This is a genomic window from Streptomyces sp. NPDC043427, assembly GCF_056436655.1.
Genome location: NZ_JBWKCC010000015.1, coordinates 86,114 through 101,766, shown reverse-complemented (window position 1 = coordinate 101,766; position 15,653 = coordinate 86,114). Strand labels below are relative to the sequence as shown.

Below are 15,653 nucleotides of genomic sequence, written 5' to 3'. Positions count from 1 at the left end.
CCGCAGGATCACCGTGTTGCTGGTTCTCGTTCTGGTGACGAGCGGGTGCGACCGGGACGCTCCGCTGCTGCTGGTGCGGGCCGTGGCGGTGGGGGTTCCGTCGCTCGCGCCCTTCTTCGACGAGAGTCAGGGGCTGGGCCACGACGCCGAGGTCCGGTCGCTGGCGGCGCCGGGCAGCCTGCAGCAGGGTGACACACCGGGGTTGTACGGCGGCACGAAGCAGCCTCAGATCTGCGACGTCGAACAATTGAAGGAATTTCTCGCCGATCCGCGGAACGACCGGAAGGCGCGGGTGTGGGCCGGTGTTTTCGGCATCACCACCAAGGAGATTCCGGATTTCCTGGACCGGCTCACACCCGTGCTCCTGCGTCACGACACTCTCGTGAAGAACCACGACTACAAGAAGGAAAAGGCCGTTCCCTACGACTCCCTGCTCCAGGCGGGAATCGCGGTTCTCGTCGACGAACGGGGAGCTCCGGCCGTGAAGTGCTCGTGCGGAAATCCGCTGCGGCCCTTCATGGGTGACACCGACCGGATCGACGTGAGGTTCCAGCACGGGAACAAGGAGTGGAAGGGGTACGACCAGTCCTCCGTGGTGGCCGTGCGCCCCGCCTCGCGGCAGCTGGAGCGGCTCGCCCTCGTCGACGTGGACGAGCCGGAGCGCGGCATCGACCGGCCGGTCGGCACGACGGGTGAGAAGGACACCACGTTCAACACGCGGAAGACGCGTACGGTGCCCAGCGTGGCGGGGGCCACGTTCGGGGCGGCGAGCCGGAGGCTGGCCGACAACGGGCTGGGCGCCGCGTACGACGGGGAGGGGTTGCCGCCGGACGACGCCCGGGTCACGGCGTCCGATCCACCGGCAGGGGCCAAGCTGCGGTTCGGGGAGTACGTGACGCTGAGCGTGGCCGAGGGGACGGGCAGCGGGGCGGGCACTCCCCCGGAGTCGGAGGCGTCCAAGCCTGCGCACACCCCACCGACGGCGTCCGGTCCGTCGACGTCGTCCGATCCGCCCGCTTCCTCCGACCCCCCGTCGTCCAGCGCGCCACCGTCGTCGTCCAGCGCTCCGCCCTCGTCGAGCCCGCCGCCTTCGCCCGACCCGCCCACCAGCCCACCGGCCTCGTCGAGCCCGCCACCGGCCCCCGACCCGCCCACCGACGCACCGCCGACCACGACCAGCGCCCCGCCGGACACCGCCAGCGCCCCGGCGACGAGCGCGCCCGCCACCAGCGCAGCACCGCCCACCACCGCGCCCGAAGTACCGCCGGAACCGCCCCCCAGCGCGCCCGAGGCTCCGCCCGCGCCTCCCGAGCCGCCCACCACCGCGCCCGAGGCTCCCCCCGAGCCCCCCGAGCCTCCCGAGCCGCCCACCACCGACTCCACCGACGCCGCGGCCGACGAGCCGGACACCAGCGCCCCGGTCGCGGCTGACCCGGCGCGCGAGGCGCCGGGGGTGAGGGCGAGCACCTGGGCGTAGCGCCCCCACGCCCCCGAGACCCCGAACCCACAGTCGTACCGCCGTAGCACCCCCGTAGACCCCGGGAGTCACTGGATGCCGTCAGGATCGCCGACGTCGGGAGTGGGCCGGGTCATCGCCGGCCGTTATCTGCTGCTGCACCCGCTGGGCAGCGGCGGCATGGGTCATGTGTGGCTGGCCCACGACCAGAGACTGGCCTGTGACGTCGCGCTCAAGGAGATCGTGTTCCGCGACCCGGCCGAGGCCGAGGGCGAGCGGGAGGCCAGGGTCGCCCGGGCCCGCGCGGAGGCCCGGAACGCGGCGGGGCTGCGCGACCATCCGCACGTGGTGACCGTGCACGATGTGCTGGAGCACGACGGGCTGCCGTGGATCGTCATGGAGTACGTGGCGGACGCCGTCGACCTGCGTGAGCTGATCACCCGGCGCGGCCCGCTCGCCCCCGCGGAGTGCGCCCGCATCGGCCTGGCGGTGCTGGACGCGCTGACCGCCGGACATGACCGGGGCGTCCTGCACCGGGACGTGAAACCGGCGAACATCCTGCTCGCGCCGGACCGCACGGGGGCGCCGTACGGGCGGGTCCTGCTCACCGACTACGGGATTTCGGTGCAGCCGGACGCCGGGGAGCCGCGCTACACACGGGCCTCGGTGCTGGTGGGCACGTCCGGCTATCTCGCCCCGGAACGCGCCACGGGCGGGCCGCCCACCCCGGGCGCCGACCTGTTCTCCCTGGGCTGCACCCTCTACTACGGCGTCGAGGGTCACGGCCCCTTCGAGCGCGACACGCACCTCGCGGAGATCACCGCGGTGGTCACGGAGGAGCCGCGGCCACCGGTGCGCGCGGGCGCGCTGGAGCCCGTACTGCGGGCGTTCCTCGTCAAGGATCCGGCGCGGCGGATCGACACGGCGACGGCCGAGGCCGCCCTGTCGCAGATCGTGTTGCCCCAGGCCGATCCCCAGGCTCGGACGCAGACCGATCTGGGCTCGCAGCCCCCTTGGAGCAGGCCGCAGGGCCCCGGGGGGTACTCGGGGCCGGTGCCCGTGGCGCCGGACCCGTCGGTTCTCTCGGCGCCGGTCCCGGCGGCCCGGGCCGGGCGGGGGCGGCGGATCGGGCGGGCCGTACTGTCCTGCGCGCTCGGGCTGCTCCTCGCGCTGGGCGGCGTCTGGTACGCGACGGCCCATCGGGCGGCGGGAGACGAGACGGGCGGAACGGGGTGGCCGTACGGGGAGAGGGTGGGGCTGGCCGGGCCGCTCGAGGACGGTGACTGTGTGATTGCCGAGTGGCCCGGCGCAGAGCGCTTCGACGGCACGCCCCGGCTGGCCCTGGACCCGACCTGCCGGGACAAGGCGCCCGACGGGGAGGTGATGGCGTTCGTCGGGGCCGCCTCGGCGGCGGAGGCACGTCAGCTCGGGCCCGGAAGGTGCGAGGAGCGGACACGGGAGCTGCGGGAGCGGCTCGCGGACGTACGGAGCTACGCCGTCGTACCGGACGCGGCGGGGTTCGAGGCGGCCGGGCGGCGCGTCGCCTGTCTGCTGCTGGGGGCGCACGGGCCGGTGTACGGGCCGCTCGGCACGCACCGGCGGATCGGCGCCGCGTTCACCGACACGTCGAACATGCAGAAGCGGGACTGCCTGCGCACCGGGGGGAACCGGGACGCCCGGCTGGCGTCCTGTGAGGGGTCGTACGACGAGCTGGTGGTCGGGTTCACCCGGTTGGGCGCCGATGTCACGTTCCGGGAGGCGCGGACCGAGTCGGACGCGGCGTGCCGCCGGGAGGCGCCGCCGGGCGACTACGGATTCGATCCGTCGGCGTACGAGTCGGGGTCCTGGTCGAGCCAGGGACCGTGGAAGTCCGGAACGCGTTACGTCGTGTGCACCGTCAGGAGGCAGAACGGGGGCACCATGGAGGGGGACGGACCATGAGGAGCGTGTTGCGATGCCCGGATCCACGAACGGTTCCACGAACGGCTCCACGAAGACCATGGGGGTGATCACCGTCGGCGGACTCGTCGCGGTGACGGCCTACACGGTGGCGCTCGGCAGTAACGGCTGGCTGTGGTTCGGCTGGGTGGTGCTGGGCCTGATCACTCTCGGGATGGTCGCCACGCGCAGCACCTGACTCCCACTCCGGCGCTCACTCCGGTGCGAGCCGGGCCGCCGAGTGCACGCCCGGCTGGTACTTCGGCAGCCGGGCGGTGACCTTCATGCCCGCGCCCACGGCGGTCTCTATGACGAGGCCGTGGTCGTCGCCGTAGACCTGGCGGAGCCGGTCGTCGACGTTGGACAGGCCGATGCCGCCGGAGGGGCTGACCTCGCCCGCGAGAATGCGGCGCAGCAGGTCGGGGTCCATGCCGGCGCCGTCGTCCTCGATGACGACGAGGGCCTCGGCGCCGGTGTCCTGCGCGGTGATCTGGATGCGGCACGTGTCGGTCTTGCCTTCCAGGCCGTGCTTGACGGCGTTCTCCACCAGCGGCTGGAGGCACAGGAACGGCAGGGCTACCGGGAGCACCTCGGGGGCGATCTGCAGGGTCACGGAGAGGCGGTCGCCGAAGCGTGCCCGTACGAGTGCCAAGTAGTGGTCGATGGCGTGGAGTTCGTCGGCGAGGGTGGTGAAGTCGCCGCGCCTGCGGAACGAGTAGCGGGTGAAGTCGGCGAACTCCAGGAGCAGTTCGCGGGCGCGCTCGGGGTCGGTGCGGACGAACGAGGCGATCACCGCGAGGGAGTTGAAGATGAAGTGCGGGGAGATCTGGGCACGCAGGGCCCGGATCTCCGCCTCGATGAGCTTGGTCCGGGACTGGTCGAGGTCCGCCAGTTCCAGTTGGACACTCACCCAGCGGGCCACCTCTCCGGCCGCGCGGACGAGGACGGCGGACTCACGCGGGGCGCAGGCGACGAGGGCGCCGTGCACCCGGTCGTCGACGGTGAGCGGGGCGACCACGGCCCAGCGCACCGGGCAGTCGGGGGTCTCGCAGGTGAGCCGGAACGCCTCGCCGCGGCCGGTCTCCAGGGGGCCGGCCAGGCGGGCCATGATCTCGGTGCGGTGGTGGTCGCCCACGCCGTCCCAGACCAGGACCTGCTTCTCGTCCGTCAGGCACAGCGCGTCCGTGCCGAGCAGGGTGCGCAGTCTGCGGGCCGACCTGCGCGCGGTCTCCTCCGTCAGGCCCGCCCGCAGCGGGGGTGCGGCGAGGGACGCGGTGTGCAGGGTCTCGAAGGTGGCGTGCTCGACGGGGGTGCCGAGACCGCCGAGTGTCTGGGGGCGCGCGGTGCGGCGGCCGAGCCAGAAGCCTGCTGCCAGCAGCGGGAGGACGGCCACGCAGAGGCCGGCGAGGAATCCGATCACGCCTTCACCTCCGCCGCCCGCAGTTCCTCCGGCAGGTGGAAGCGGGCCAGGATGGCCGCCGTGCCCGCCGGTACCCGCCCCGGGGTCGCCAGGGACACCAGGATCATGGTGAGGAAGCCGAGCGGGACCGACCACAGGGCGGGCCAGGCCAGGAGGCTGTGCAGCGGCCCCGAACCGGGGACACCGGCCATGGTCGCGGCGACAGCCAGGAACGCGGACCCGCCGCCCACCAGCATGCCGGCGGCCGCGCCGGGCGGGGTGAGGCGGCGCCACCAGATGCCGAGGACGAGCAGCGGGCAGAAGGAGGAGGCGGACACGGCGAACGCGAGTCCCACCGCGTCGGCCACGGGCAGCCCGCCCACGAGGAAGCTCGCCGCCAGCGGAACGACCATGGCCAGGCCGGTGCCGAGCCGGAAGTGCCGTACGCCGCGGGACGGGAGGACGTCCTGGGTGAGCACGCCCGCCACGGCCATGGTGAGCCCCGAGGCGGTGGAGAGGAACGCGGCGAAGGCGCCCCCGGCCACCAGCGCGCCGAGCAGGTCGCCGCCGAGGCCGCCGATCATACGGTCGGGCAGCAGCAGGACGGCGGCGTCCGCGTCGCCCGCGAGGGAGAGTTCGGGGGCGTAGAGGCGGCCTAGGGCGCCGTAGACGGGGGGCAGCAGGTAGAAGCCGCCGATCAGGGCGAGCACGGCGACGGTGGTGCGGCGGGCGGCGACACCGTGCGGGCTGGTGTAGAAACGCACGACGACGTGCGGCAGGCCCATGGTGCCGAGGAAGGTGGCGAGGATCAGGCCGTACGTGGCGTACAGCGGGCGTTCCTCGCGGCTCGCGGCGAGCGAGGTGGACATGCCGCCGTTGGTGCCGCGGTCGGCGACGGGGACGGGGGCGCCGCGGTCGAAGGTGAGGCGGGTGCCGGCGGCGATGCGGTGGGTGCCGGCGGGGAGTTCGAGGCGGGTGTCGTCGTGCGGGCGGCCGTCGACGGTGCCGCTGACGGTGACGGTCAGCGGCCGTTCCAGTTTCAGGTCGACGGTGTCGTCGACGCGGACGAGTCGCTGTTCGCGGAAGGCGGGCGGTTCCTCGAAGGCGTGGCGGGGTGCTCCGTCGCCCTGCCAGGCGAGCACCAGGAAGAGGGCGGGGACGAGGAGGGCGGTGAGTTTCAGCCAGTACTGGAAGGCCTGCACGAAGGTGATGCTGCGCATGCCGCCCGCGGCGACGGTCGCGGTGACGACGACGGCGACGATCAGGCCTCCGAGGGACTCCGGCGCGCCCGTGAGGACCGTCAACGTCAGCCCGGCGCCCTGGAGTTGGGGCAGCAGGTAGAGCCAGCCGACGCCCACGACGAAGGCCCCGGCGAGTCGGCGTACCGCCTGGGAGGCGAGGCGGGCCTCGGCGAAGTCGGGCAGCGTGTAGGCGCCGGAGCGGCGCAACGGGGCGGCGACGAACAGGAGGAGGACCAGGTATCCGGCGGTGTAGCCGACCGGGTACCAGAGCATGTCGGGGCCCTGGACCAGCACCAGTCCCGCGATGCCGAGGAAGGACGCGGCGGAGAGGTACTCGCCGCTGATGGCGGCCGCGTTGAGGCGGGGGCCGACGGTGCGGGAGGCGACGTAGAAGTCGGAGGTGGTGCGGGAGATGCGCAGGCCGAAGGCGCCGACGAGGACGGTGGCGACGACGACGAGGGCGACGGCGGGGACTGCGTAACCGGAGTTCACGTGCGCGCGCGTCCTTGCCTCAGCGGTCCTCGACGAGCCGTACGAAGTCCCGTTCGTTGCGTTCGGCGCGCCGTACGTACCAGCGGGCGAGCAGGACCAGGGGGGCGTACAGGCCGAAGCCGAGGACCGCCCACTGGAGGCGGCGGGCCTCCGGGGCGGCCGCGAACACCAGCGGCAGGGGGCCGACGAGCAGGCCGAGGACGGCGAACACGGTGAGGGCGGCGCGCAGTTGGGTGCGCATCAGGGAGCGGACATACGTGTGGCCGAGGGTGGTCTGCTCGTCGATCTCGGTGCGGGGGCGGTAGTAGCCGGAGGTGCGCCGGGTGCGGCGGGGCGGTCCGGTGACGACGACGCGGCGTTCGGTGGGGTCCTGGGGCATGTCACGGCCTCCTCATCAGCAGGTCCCGCAGCTCGCGCGCGTGGCGTCTGCTGACCTGGAGTTCCTCGCTGCCCACCCGGACGCTCACCGTGCCGGCGTCGAGGCGGAGTTCGCCGATGTGGTGCAGGGCGACGAGGTGGCGGCGGTGGATGCGGACGAACCCGCGCGAACGCCAGCGCTCCTCAAGGGTGGACAGGGGGATGCGGACGAGATGGCTGCCGCGGCCGGTGTGCAGCCGGGCGTAGTCGCCCTGGGCCTCGACATGGGTGATGTCGTCGACGGCGACGAAGCGGGTCACGCCGCCGAGTTCGACGGGTATGTGGTCGGGGTCGGGTTCGTGCACGGGTATCCGCGGGGCGGTGCCGCGCTGTTCGGGGGTGCCGCGTTCGACGACACGGCGGACGGCCTCGGCGAGGCGTTCCTTGCGGACGGGTTTGAGCACGTAGTCGACGGCCTTCAGGTCGAAGGCCTGGACGGCGAAGTCCTCGTGGGCGGTGACGAACACGACCAGCGGCGGCCGGGCGAAGCCGGTCAGCAGCCGGGCCAGGTCGAGGCCGTCGAGGCCGGGCATGTTGATGTCGAGGAAGACGACGTCGATCGCCTCGGGGCCGCCGGGGCCCGACTCCAGAGCGCGGTTGATGCGGCGCAGCGCCTCGGTCGCGTCACCGGCGCCCTCGACACTGCCGATCCGGGGATCCGCGGTCAGCAGGTAGAGCAGCTCCTCGAGCGAGGGGCGTTCGTCGTCGACAGCCAGGGCGCGCAGCATGAACGTGGAGTCTAGGAGCAATTCGTACGCCTGCACATGCCGTCGGGGCAGACGTTCGCGCTGGATACGGTGGTGCGCGCCCACTGGTTACAGTGCCGCCATGAACAGCAGGCCCGCGCCGTTCGACGAGCTCGACCGGAAGATCGTCACCGCCCTGATGGCGAACGCCAGGACCAGTTTCGCCGAGATCGGCGCCGCGGTCGGTCTGTCGTCCACGGCGGTGAAGCGGCGGGTGGACCGGCTGCGTGAGACCGGCGTGATCACCGGGTTCACGGCCACGGTGAAGCCGGCGGCGCTCGGGTGGCGCACCGAGGCGTACGTGGAGGTGTACTGCGAGGGCGCGGCGCCGCCCCGGCGGCTGGCGGAGGTGGTGCGCAACCATCCGGAGATCACCGCGGCGATGACGGTGACGGGCGGCGCGGACGCGCTGCTGCATGTGCGGGCGCGGGACGTGGAGCACTTCGAGGAGGTGCTGGAGCGGATCCGCACCGAGCCGTTCATCCGGAAGACGATCAGCGTGATGGTGCTGTCCCATCTGCTGCCGGAGGCGCCGGAGGCGGGCGCCAGTCAGCCCGCGCCGGAGGGCGCATGAGACGTGCGTGGGCTGCGGAGACAACGCAGCGTTGCTGCGCGGACACGCAGCCTTTGTTCCTTGTCGCACTTCTCGGGCGGTCCCTACCGTGGTGTCATCCCAGTCGACACCGCAGGAAAAGCGGAGGAACCCCTCTGTGCCCGACAGCCGTGTCCAGCGCCCCCGGCGCTTCCTTGTCTGCGAACCCAGACATTTCGCCGTGCAGTACGCGATCAATCCCTGGATGCATCCCGACGCCCCCGTCGACGTGGACCTCGCGCAGGAGCAGTGGCAGTCGCTGATCAGCGCCTACCGCGCCCATGGGCACACCGTCGACTCCGTGGAGCCGGTCCCCGGCCTCCCGGACATGGTCTTCGCCGCGAACTCGGCCGTCGTCGTCGGCGGCCGCGTGCTCGGCTCCGTGTTCCACGCGCCGGAGCGGCGCCTGGAGGCCGTCCACTACGACACCTGGTTCAAGGCGGCCGGCTACGGCGTCCACCGGCCCGAGGCCGTCTGCGAGGGCGAGGGCGACCTGGTCTGGACGGGCCGCTACCTGCTGGCCGGCACCGGGTTCCGGACGGCCCGTGACGCGCACCGCGAGGCGCAGGAGTTCTTCGGCCATCCGGTGATCAGCCTGACGCTGGTGGACCCGTACTTCTACCATCTCGACACCGCGCTGTTCGTCCTCGACGACGGCCACGACAACAACATCGTGTACTACCCGGAGGCCTTCTCGCCGGGCAGCCGTGACGTGCTCGCGCGGCTGTACCCGGACGCGGTGCTCGCCACCCGCGACGACGCGATGGCCTTCGGCCTCAACTCCGTCTCCGACGGACGCCATGTCTTCATCGCCCCGGCCGCCGAGGCCCTCGCCGAGCGGCTCGCGGACCACGGCTACGTCCCCGTCCCCGTCGACCTGTCCGAGTTCCACAAGGCCGGCGGCGGCATCAAGTGCTGCACCCAGGAGATCCGCTCATGACCGCACCCGCTCGTACGCGCACCTCCGCCGACCTGATCCGCGCCGAGGAGCCCGTCCTCGCGCACAACTACCACCCGCTGCCCGTGGTCGTCGCGAGTGCGGAGGGCACCTGGGTGGAGGACGTCGAGGGGCGCCGCTACCTCGACATGCTGGCCGGCTACTCGGCCCTGAACTTCGGTCACCGCCACCCCGCCCTGATCGAGGCGGCGCACCGCCAGCTCGACCGGCTCACCCTCACCTCGCGCGCCTTCCACAACGACCGGCTGGCCGAGTTCGCCGAGCGGCTCGCGGGGTTGACCGGCCAGGACATGGTGCTGCCCATGAACACGGGCGCCGAGGCGGTGGAGAGCGGCATCAAGGTGGCCCGCAAGTGGGCGTACGAGGTGAAGGGCGTGCCCGCCGACCGGGCGACGATCGTGGTCGCGGCGGACAACTTCCACGGCCGTACGACGACGATCGTGAGCTTCTCGACGGACGAGACGGCGCGTACGGGGTTCGGGCCGTTCACCCCGGGTTTCCGGGTCGTGCCGTACAACGACCTGGCCGCGCTGGAGGCGGCGGTCGACGAGACCACGGCGGCGGTGCTCATCGAGCCGATCCAGGGCGAGGCGGGCGTCGTCATCCCCGACGACGGCTATCTGGCGGGGGTGCGTGAGCTGACCCGGCGGGCGAACTGCCTGTTCGTCGCGGACGAGATCCAGTCGGGTCTGGGCCGCACGGGGCGCACGCTGGCGGTCGAGCACGAGGGGGTCGTCCCGGACGTGCTGCTGCTCGGCAAGGCGCTGGGCGGCGGCATCGTGCCGGTGTCGGCGGTCGTCGGGCGCCGGGAGGTGCTGGGCGTGCTGCGGCCGGGCGAGCACGGTTCGACGTTCGGCGGCAACCCCCTCGCCGCGGCGGTCGGCACGGCGGTGGTCGAGCTGCTGGAGGCGGGCGAGTTCCAGAACCGCGCGGCCGAGCTGGGCACCGTGCTGCGGGACGGGCTGACCGAGCTGGTCGGCAAGGGCGTCGTCGGCTTCCGCTCCCGCGGCCTGTGGGCGGGCGTCGACATCGACCCGTCCCTCGGCACCGGCCGCGAGGTGAGCGAACGCCTGATGCGGGAGGGCGTCCTGGTCAAGGACACCCACGGCTCCACGATCCGGCTGGCCCCGCCGCTGACGATCACGGCGGAGGAGCTGGGTTCGGCGCTGGCGTCACTGGAGAAGGTGCTCACGGGAGGCGTCTGACGACCGAGGGGTGGGCACCGTGTGCGTCCGGCGCCCACCCCTGCTGCCCCCCTCGTGAAGAACACGTCAGCCATGCGCCTCGTACGCGCTGATCACGTACCGCGCCTCGTCGTCGGTCGCCCCCTCGTCCCCGTCCAGCTCGATGCGCAGGGGGTGCCCGTCCTTCGCGTGGTGCGCCTTGGCGACGTCCGCGTGGTCGTGGCGGGCCTGGTCCAGTTCCGCCAGGAGGTCCGTGAGGGTGGGGATCGTGTCGGGTGACTGGCGTACGACTCTGCGGCTGTCCTCGTCGAGGCCGGTCGCGTGTACCACCTCGCCGTCGCGGACGGTCACCCGGAAGGTTCCGATGAGCGCCCGCTCCCCCTCGCTCGAGGTGAGGGTGTAGGTGTAGGCGGCGGGCGCGCTCCAGACGGGACGGCTCGGTTCGGCCGCCGGTGTCGCTGTGGTGCCGCAGGCGGTCAGGACGGCGCACGGCAGGAGGGCGCGGGCGGTGGAACGTACGGCGGTCATGGGCGGCCTTTCGCTGTGGCCCTCGGCGGTGGCCTTCGCTGGTGGTCGCTCCTTCGACGCCCGACAGTGGAGGAACGTTCGCCGCATCCCTCCCGGGTGAAGATGGGAACAAGAGGTGGTAGACCACTCTCAGCGACAGAGAGGTCGGCCGTGGGCACATTCGAGGAGCGCGCCGTTGCCCGTCGGCGGTCCGACGTGGCGGATCCCGTGCCTCTGCTGCTCGACGCGCAGGGCGCGGTGACCAGCTGGACCGGGGACGCGCAGCGTCTGCTGGGCTATGCGGCCGCCGAGGCGGTGGGCGCACGGCTGGAGGGCCTGCTGACCGCGGAGGACGCCGCGCGGGTGCCGGAGCTGGTCGAGCGGTGCCGTCGGGAGGGCGGCTGGGCGGGGCCGCTGACGGTCCGCCGCAAGGACGGGCGGCCGGTCGCGGTCGTCGCCCGGATCACCTCGGTGCGGGAACGCGGAGGCCCCGCGCGGTGGCTGCTGATGATGACGGAGACGACCGACGCCCCCGGCCGGGACATGAACCGGGGCGTGCTGCAACAGATCGTCGACCGGGCGCCCATCGGCATGGCGGTCGTCGACACCGACCTGCGCTACGTGTGGTCCAACGAGGCCCTGGCCCGCTTCGGCGGCGGCCCGCCGGAGCGGCGGCTCGGGCTGCGGCTGGCGGACGTACAACCGGGGCTGGACTCGGAGGCGTTCGAGGCGGTGATGCGGCGGGTGCTGGAGAGCGGGGAGTCGGTCGTCGGGTACGAGCACATGGGGCACCTCCGGTCTGCGCCGCACCGCGAGACGATGCACATGGTGTCGGTCACCCGGCTCGAGGACGAGCGGGGCCGCCCGACGGGCGTGTGTTACACGGTCGTCGACATCACCGAACGCCACCGCGCCCGGCAGCGCCTCGCCCTGCTCGACCGGGCCGGCGAACACATCGGCCGCAGCCTGGACATCATGCGGACGGCGCAGGAGCTGGCCGACGTGGCGGTGCCGGGCTTCGCCGACTTCGTGACAGTGGACCTGCTGGAGTCGGTGCTGCGGGGAGCCGAGCCCGCGCCGCTGGGGCCCACCGACGCGCTGCCGCTGCGCCGGGCGGGCCAGCAGTCGGTGAACACCGGCGTCCCGGAGGCCGTCGTCGGCATCGGCGGGGCCGCCGCCTACGTGCCCGGTTCCCCGCCGGTCCGCGCCCTGATCACCGGCGACTCCTGGCGCGAGGAGCGTCTCGATCCGCTCGCCCGGGAGTGGGCGGACGTCCCCGGCGGCCGGGAGGCCACCTTCCTGGATCTGGGGCTGCTCAGCGTGCTGGTCGTGCCGATCCGGGCCCGGGGCGTCACCCTCGGCGTCACGACGTTCTTCCGTCGCCACCGCCAGGAGCCGTTCGACGAGGACGACCTGAGTCTGGCCGAGGACCTGGTCTCGCGAGCGGCCGTATGGGTGGACAACGCCCGCCGCTACACCCGCGAGCGCGACGCGGCCCTGGTGCTCCAGCGCAACCTGCTCCCGCACCGGCTGGCGGAGCTGGACGCGGTGGAGGTGGCCGCCTGCTATCGCCCGGCCGACGAGCTGATCGGGCTCGGCGGCGACTGGTACGACCTGATCCCGCTGTCCGGCGCGCGGGTCGCCCTGGTGGTGGGCGAGGTGCCCGGGCACGGTATCGACGCGGCCGCGGCGATGGGGCGGCTGCGGACCGCCGTACGGACCCTGGCCGCCCTGGATCTGCCGCCCGACGAGGTGCTGGCCCACCTCGACGATCTGGTCGCGCGGGCGGCGCGCGAGGAGCACGGGGAGCCTGGGGAGTCCAGGGACAGGACGGGCGCGGTCGGCTCCGGATGTGTGTATCTGGTCTACGACCCGGTCGACGGGCGGTGTGCGATGGCCGCCGCCGGGCATCCCGCGCCCGCCGTGGTCGGGCCCGACGGCACGGTGATGTTCGTGGAGCTGCCCCAGGGGGCGCCGCTGGGAGCGGCCGGGCCGCCGTTCGAGTCGGTCGAGCTGTCCCTGGCCGACGGCAGCACGCTCGCGCTGCACACCGACGGGTTGCTGGCGCACGGCGAGGAGTGGGCCCTGGACGCGGGCCGGGAGCGGCTGCGGCGCGCCCTGGAGGGGGCGTCGGGCACGCTCGGCCTGCGCTGTCGGGCCGTCGTCGACGCGCTGGTCCCGGCCCGGCCGTTCGACGACGTGGCGCTGCTGATGGCCCGTACGCGGCGGCTGGGCGCCGACCAGGTCGCGGACTGGGACCTGCCCAGGGACCCGGCGGTCGTCGCCGAGGCCCGCAGGGTGGCGAGCCGACGGCTGGCGCAGTGGGGGCTGGGCGAGCTGGCCTTCACCACCGAGCTGGTCGTCAGCGAGCTGGTCACCAACGCCATCCGGCACGCCCGCGGCCCGATCCGGCTCCGGCTGATCCGGGAGCAGGCGCTGGTCTGCGAGGTCTTCGACGGCGGCGCGACGACCCCGCACCTGCGTCATCCCCGCACCACGGACGAGGGCGGGCGGGGGCTGCTGCTGGTGTCCCAGTTCACCCAGCGCTGGGGCACCCGCTTCGTCCCCGACGGGAAGATCATCTGGGCCGAGCAGTCGCTGACGGAGCCCGCGGTGTGAGACGAGCGACACCTCTGTCGCCACATGATGCGAAACTGGTTCAAAACCGGCGATGAGGCGGCGGCCATGGACGACGAGACGACGATCGACTACGCGGTGGTGTTCCAGGCACTGCCGGGCATGGTCGCGCTGCTCACCCCCGACCTGGTCTACGCGGACGTCAACGAGGAGTTCCTGCGGGTGGCCGGCCGCAGACGCGAGCAGGTGATGGGCCGCCACCTCTTCGACGTGTTCCCGGACAACCCCAACGACCCCGCCTCGACCGGAATGCGCAACCTGGAGGCCTCGCTGCAGCGGGTGCTGGCCACGGGCGAGCGCGACGCCATGGCCCTGCAACGCTACGACGTCGAGTCCCTCCCCGGCGTATGGGAGGAACGCTACTGGAGTCCGGTCAACGTGCCGGTGCTCGGCACGGACGGCAAGGTGGAGCTGCTGGTGCACCGGGTCGAGGAGGTCACCGAGCTGATCCGGGCCCGCGGCGGCCCGACCGGCGGCCGGGCCCGGGTGCTGGAGGCCGAGCTGTACACGCGCGCCCGTGAGCTGCAGGAGCTCAACGACCGCCTGCGCCAGGCGCACGCCCGTGAACGCGAGGTGGCGATGGCCCTGCAGGAGGCGATGCTGCCCGCCGCCCGGCAGGTGGGCCACCAGCAGGCCGCGGTGCGCTACCGGCCCGCGGTCGGCACGCTGAACGTGTGCGGGGACTGGTACGACCTGGTCGACCTGGTGGGCGGCGACCGCATCGGCGTCTCCGTGGGCGACGTCGTCGGGCACGGGCTCGAGGCCGCCGGGGTGATGGGCCAGCTGCGCAGTGCGCTCAGCGCCACCTCCCGCGTCGCCGAGGGGCCCGCCCAGGCCCTGGACGTGCTGGGCCGGTACGCGCACGTCGTCGACGGCGCAGAGTCGGCCACCGCCGTGACGACGTTCATCGACTGCGACCACCACACGATCACCTACAGCAGCGCCGGCCATCCGCCGCCCGCGCTGGTCCACTCCGACGGCCGGGTGGAGTTCCTCGACCAGGCCACCGACACCCCGCTCGACGCGCGCCCCGACCCGGTCCCCAGACCCCAGGCCGCCACCACCTACACCGACGGCGCCACCCTCGTCCTCTACACGGACGGACTGGTCGAGCGGCGTCGCGAGGACATCGACACCGGTCTGGCCCGCCTGGCCGACTCCCTCGCCCGGCACCGCGGCGCGCACCCCGAGGCACTCGCCGACGCCGTACTGCTGGAGCTGCTGCCGCCCGGCGGCGCCACGGACGACACGGCGCTGGTCATCGTGCGGCTGTGAGCGAGGCGTTCCGCATGGCCGCGGCTGCACCTAAACTGACATCCCACGACTTGCCGGAGCGCTCCCTTGTTCTACTACCTGCTCAAGTACGTCCTTCTGGGCCCGCTGTTGCGACTGGTCTTCCGGCCCCGAATAGAAGGCCTGGAGCACGTTCCGGAGTCGGGTGCGGCCATCATCGCGGGCAACCACCTGTCGTTCTCCGACCACTTCCTGATGCCCGCGATCCTCAAACGGCGCATCACCTTCCTGGCGAAGGCCGAGTACTTCACCGGCCCGGGCCTCAAGGGGCGGCTCACCGCGACGTTCTTCCGCAGCGCCGGGCAGATCCCGGTCGACCGGTCCGGCAAGGACGCGGGCCAGGCGGCGATCCGTGAGGGCCTGGGCGTGCTCAGCAAGGACGAGCTGCTCGGCATCTACCCGGAGGGCACCCGCTCGCACGACGGCCGCCTCTACAAGGGCAAGGTCGGCGTGGCGGTGATGGCCCTCAAGGCGGGCGTCCCGGTGATCCCCTGCGCGATGATCGGCACCTTCGAGGCCCAGCCCCCGGGCAAGGTCATCCCCAACGTCCACCCGGTGGCGATCCGCTTCGGCAAGCCCCTCGACTTCTCCCGCTACGCCGGCATGGAGAACGAGAAGGCCATTCTGCGCGCCGTCGTCGACGAGATCATGTACGCCATCCTGTCGCTCTCCGAGCAGGAATACGTCGACCAGTACGCGGCCGTCGTCAAGGCGGAGGAGGCCGCCGCCAAGGAGAAGGCGCGCAAGTTCCCCCGTATGCCGCTGAGTTGAGGTGCCCTGCAGCACATGGGTG

Annotated in this window: 14 protein-coding genes; 9 read left to right on the top strand and 5 right to left on the bottom strand. The window is 72.9% G+C overall.

What is annotated here, in order from left to right; translation table 11 throughout:
* Nucleotides 1-13 precede the first annotated feature (13 nt).
* From AC067M_RS23820 to AC067M_RS23810, 3 genes are all read left to right on the top strand, one after another.
* Nucleotides 14-1,477: a DUF6777 domain-containing protein gene (locus AC067M_RS23820; RefSeq protein WP_478699116.1), complete on the top strand. Its 1,464-nt coding sequence runs from the start codon at nucleotides 14-16 to the stop codon at nucleotides 1,475-1,477.
* Nucleotides 1,478-1,552: 75 nt separating this feature from the next.
* On the top strand, nucleotides 1,553-3,397 hold the full coding sequence (locus tag AC067M_RS23815) for a serine/threonine-protein kinase (RefSeq protein ID WP_478699030.1): 1,845 nt from the start codon (nucleotides 1,553-1,555) through the stop codon (nucleotides 3,395-3,397).
* Between the two features lie 13 nt (nucleotides 3,398-3,410).
* A complete protein-coding gene (locus AC067M_RS23810) occupies nucleotides 3,411-3,593 on the top strand; it encodes a hypothetical protein (protein WP_478699029.1) in 183 nt (60 codons plus the stop codon).
* 15 nt (nucleotides 3,594-3,608) lie between these two features.
* Here the strand turns inward: AC067M_RS23810 and AC067M_RS23805 are convergent, their stop codons facing one another.
* The 4 genes from AC067M_RS23805 to AC067M_RS23790 are packed head-to-tail and all read right to left on the bottom strand — an operon-like array spanning nucleotide 3,609 to nucleotide 7,671.
* Nucleotides 3,609-4,814 (bottom strand): sensor histidine kinase, encoded by a 1,206-nt coding sequence (locus tag AC067M_RS23805; RefSeq protein ID WP_478699028.1) that lies wholly within the window; start codon nucleotides 4,812-4,814, stop codon nucleotides 3,609-3,611.
* Nucleotides 4,811-6,526, bottom strand: coding sequence for a sodium/solute symporter (locus tag AC067M_RS23800; protein WP_478699027.1), 1,716 nt, complete (start codon nucleotides 6,524-6,526; stop codon nucleotides 4,811-4,813). The genes AC067M_RS23805 and AC067M_RS23800 overlap by 4 nt, the downstream gene beginning before the upstream one ends.
* A gap of 19 nt (nucleotides 6,527-6,545) precedes the next feature.
* Nucleotides 6,546-6,905 carry a hypothetical protein gene (locus AC067M_RS23795; protein ID WP_478699026.1) on the bottom strand — a complete coding sequence of 120 codons (360 nt, stop codon included), beginning with the start codon at nucleotides 6,903-6,905 and terminating at the stop codon, nucleotides 6,546-6,548.
* A gap of 1 nt (nucleotide 6,906) precedes the next feature.
* Nucleotides 6,907-7,671, bottom strand: coding sequence for a LytR/AlgR family response regulator transcription factor (locus tag AC067M_RS23790; protein WP_478699025.1), 765 nt, complete (start codon nucleotides 7,669-7,671; stop codon nucleotides 6,907-6,909).
* Between the two features lie 100 nt (nucleotides 7,672-7,771).
* On the opposite strand from AC067M_RS23790, the gene AC067M_RS23785 reads away from it, so the two are divergent.
* From AC067M_RS23785 to rocD, 3 genes are all read left to right on the top strand, one after another.
* Complete coding sequence (locus AC067M_RS23785) at nucleotides 7,772-8,263, top strand: Lrp/AsnC family transcriptional regulator (RefSeq protein WP_478699024.1); 492 nt, start codon at nucleotides 7,772-7,774, stop codon at nucleotides 8,261-8,263.
* Nucleotides 8,264-8,399: 136 nt separating this feature from the next.
* Complete coding sequence (ddaH, locus tag AC067M_RS23780; RefSeq protein ID WP_478699023.1) at nucleotides 8,400-9,221, top strand: dimethylargininase; 822 nt, start codon at nucleotides 8,400-8,402, stop codon at nucleotides 9,219-9,221.
* A complete protein-coding gene (gene rocD / locus AC067M_RS23775) occupies nucleotides 9,218-10,444 on the top strand; it encodes an ornithine--oxo-acid transaminase (RefSeq protein ID WP_478699022.1) in 1,227 nt (408 codons plus the stop codon). Before ddaH ends, rocD begins: the two co-directional genes overlap by 4 nt.
* Before the next feature lie 66 nt (nucleotides 10,445-10,510).
* On the opposite strand, the gene AC067M_RS23770 is transcribed toward rocD, so the two are convergent.
* On the bottom strand, nucleotides 10,511-10,951 hold the full coding sequence (locus AC067M_RS23770; RefSeq protein WP_478699021.1) for a DUF6174 domain-containing protein: 441 nt from the start codon (nucleotides 10,949-10,951) through the stop codon (nucleotides 10,511-10,513).
* 150 nt (nucleotides 10,952-11,101) lie between these two features.
* On the opposite strand from AC067M_RS23770, the gene AC067M_RS23765 reads away from it, so the two are divergent.
* The 3 genes from AC067M_RS23765 (at nucleotide 11,102) to AC067M_RS23755 (ending at nucleotide 15,631) form a co-directional block, all read left to right on the top strand.
* Nucleotides 11,102-13,549 (top strand): SpoIIE family protein phosphatase, encoded by a 2,448-nt coding sequence (locus AC067M_RS23765; protein ID WP_478699020.1) that lies wholly within the window; start codon nucleotides 11,102-11,104, stop codon nucleotides 13,547-13,549.
* Nucleotides 13,550-13,615: 66 nt separating this feature from the next.
* Nucleotides 13,616-14,842 (top strand): PP2C family protein-serine/threonine phosphatase, encoded by a 1,227-nt coding sequence (locus AC067M_RS23760; RefSeq protein ID WP_478699019.1) that lies wholly within the window; start codon nucleotides 13,616-13,618, stop codon nucleotides 14,840-14,842.
* Nucleotides 14,843-14,908: 66 nt separating this feature from the next.
* A complete protein-coding gene (locus AC067M_RS23755) occupies nucleotides 14,909-15,631 on the top strand; it encodes a lysophospholipid acyltransferase family protein (protein ID WP_478699018.1) in 723 nt (240 codons plus the stop codon).
* Nucleotides 15,632-15,653 lie beyond the last annotated feature (22 nt).